We start from the raw sequence: 2,326 nt of genomic DNA on the forward strand, positions 1-2,326 counted from the left end.
CTTATCCCGATGTGGTGCCTGGCCCACCTCGTGCGAGCGGGATTTTGCTTCCCGGCTCGCTCGCGCTGCCTGCAGGGATGGAGCGCTATGAGGTTGCGGGCGCAGGCGCGGTGTTTGTGTCGGTCGAGGCCGGGGATACGGTCACGGTGCGCGATCTTGAGGGCGGGCAGGCCTGCGAGCTGGTGGCGGCTGACGCCTCGGGCCGCACCGATGCCGCGATCCTCGGCGTCAGGTCCAATTCCAACGCCGCCGGCCTGCAGGCGCTGCTTGCCGGCGACAACAGCAGCCTGGCCGCTTTCCGCGCCGGGCTGACCCGGCGCCGCATCGACCTTGCCAAGGCCGAGGCGGTGCGGCTGTTCGACGGCTTGACGCCGGCGGGGACCGAGGAGACGTTCACTGTCACCCGCGACGGCAGCCTGGTGGTCGCCGCGCCGGGCGGGCCGATGGCCGTCGACGGCCACGACACGGTCACGCCGATCCTGGTTCTGGTGCGCCGGGCGCGCGTGCAGACACGGGCCAGGGGCGCGGAGCTGCCGGAGCCGCTGGCCGATCCGGTGCTCGACCTGAGGGTCAGGTCGGCCACCGCACAGTCGTTTTTCGTGCGTGCGGGCGAATTCATCCAGATCATCGATGTCGACGGGCGCCAGTGCACCGACTTCCAGTGTTTTTCGGCCCGCAAGCTCGACAAGGGCCTCGACAACCCCCTCGATGTCACCGCCACCCGCTCGCTGATGGGCCATGCCTATCCGATGCCCGGCCTGCACGCCAAATATTACGACCAGGACTTCGAGCCGCTGGTCGAGGTGGTGCAGGACACCTGCGGGCGTCACGACGCCTTCGCGCTGGCCTGCTACGCCAAATACTATGACGACATCGGCTATCCGGGCCATGCCAACTGCTCGGAGAACTTCAACCGGGCGCTGGCCGACAAGGGCGTGCGCCCGCGGGCGGGCTGGATGGCGGTGAACTTCTTCTTCAACACCGGCATCGACGCGCATGGGGTGATGTATTCGGACGAGCCGTGGTCGCGGCCGGGCGACTATGTCCTGTTGCGCGCGCTCACCGACATCGTGTGCGTGTCCTCGGCCTGCCCCGACGACACCACGCCGGCCAATGGCTGGAACCTGACCGACATCCATGTGCGCACCTATTCCGACAAGAACAGGTTCTCGCGCGCCATCGCCCGCCGCGTAACTCCGGATTCCGAGCCGAAAATGACCACAGAAACCGCCTTCCATTCGCGCTTTGCCCAGCACACGCGCAACTTCGTCGAATACAAGGGCTACTGGCTGGCCAATTCCTTCGCCAAGGAAGGGCCGATCGAGGAGTATTGGGCCTGTCGCCAGAAGGCGGTGGTGATGGACCTGTCGGCGCTGCGCAAGTTCGAGGTCACCGGCCCGGATTCCGAGGCGCTGCTGCAATACACGCTGACCCGCGACGTCAAGAAGCTGGGCGTGGGCCAGGTGGTCTACAGCGCCATGTGCTATGAACATGGCGGCATGATCGACGACGGCACGCTGCTGAGGCTGGGACAGGACAATTTCCGCTGGATCGGCGGCGACGACTATTCGGGCGTGTGGCTGCGCGAGACGGCCGACAAACTCGGGCTGAAGGTGCTGGTGCGCGCCTCCACCGACCAGATGCACAACATCGCCGTGCAGGGCCCCAACAGCCGCGCCATCCTCAAGGAGGTGATCTGGACGCCGCCGCACCAGCCGCGGCTTGAGGAGGTGGAATGGTTCCGCTTCACCATCGGGCGCATCGGCGGCGAGAACGGCGTGCCTGTGGTGGTGTCGCGCACCGGCTATACCGGCGAGCTCGGCTATGAGGTTTGGTGCCATCCGCGCGATGCCGGCACCGTGTTCGATGCGGTATGGGAAGCTGGCCAGCCGCTGGGCTTGAAGCCGATGGGGCTCCTGGCGCTCGACATGCTGCGCATCGAGGCGGGGCTGATCTTCGCCGGGTACGAGTTCTCCGACCAGACCGATCCGTTCGAGGCCGGCATCGGCTTTACCGTGCCGCTCAAGTCCAAGACCGACGACTTCATCGGCCGCGAGGCGCTGATCCGGCGCAAGGAGCATCCCGTGCGCAAGCTCGTCGGTCTCGATATCGACAGCAATGTCGCGGTCGGCCATGGCGACTGCATCCATATCGGCCGCGCCCAGGTCGGCGAAGTCACCTCCTCGATGCGCTCGCCGCTGCTGAAGAAGAACATCGCCCTGGCCAGGGTCGACGCAACACATGCCGCCATCGGCACCGAGGTCGAGATCGGCAAGCTCGACGGCCACCAGAAACGCCTGCCCGCAAAAATCGTCCCCTTCGCCCA

Annotated in this window: 1 protein-coding gene; it reads left to right on the forward strand. The window is 66.6% G+C overall.

Annotation, left to right across the window (positions count from 1 at the left end):
• The coding region (locus ABID37_RS26195; protein ID WP_354199896.1) for a trimethylamine N-oxide demethylase at window positions 1-2,326 on the forward strand (2,326 nt) is incomplete at both ends.

Origin of the sequence: Aquamicrobium terrae, from assembly GCF_040545735.1 — a bacterium.
Classification (GTDB): Bacteria; Pseudomonadota; Alphaproteobacteria; order Rhizobiales; family Rhizobiaceae; genus Mesorhizobium; species Mesorhizobium terrae_A.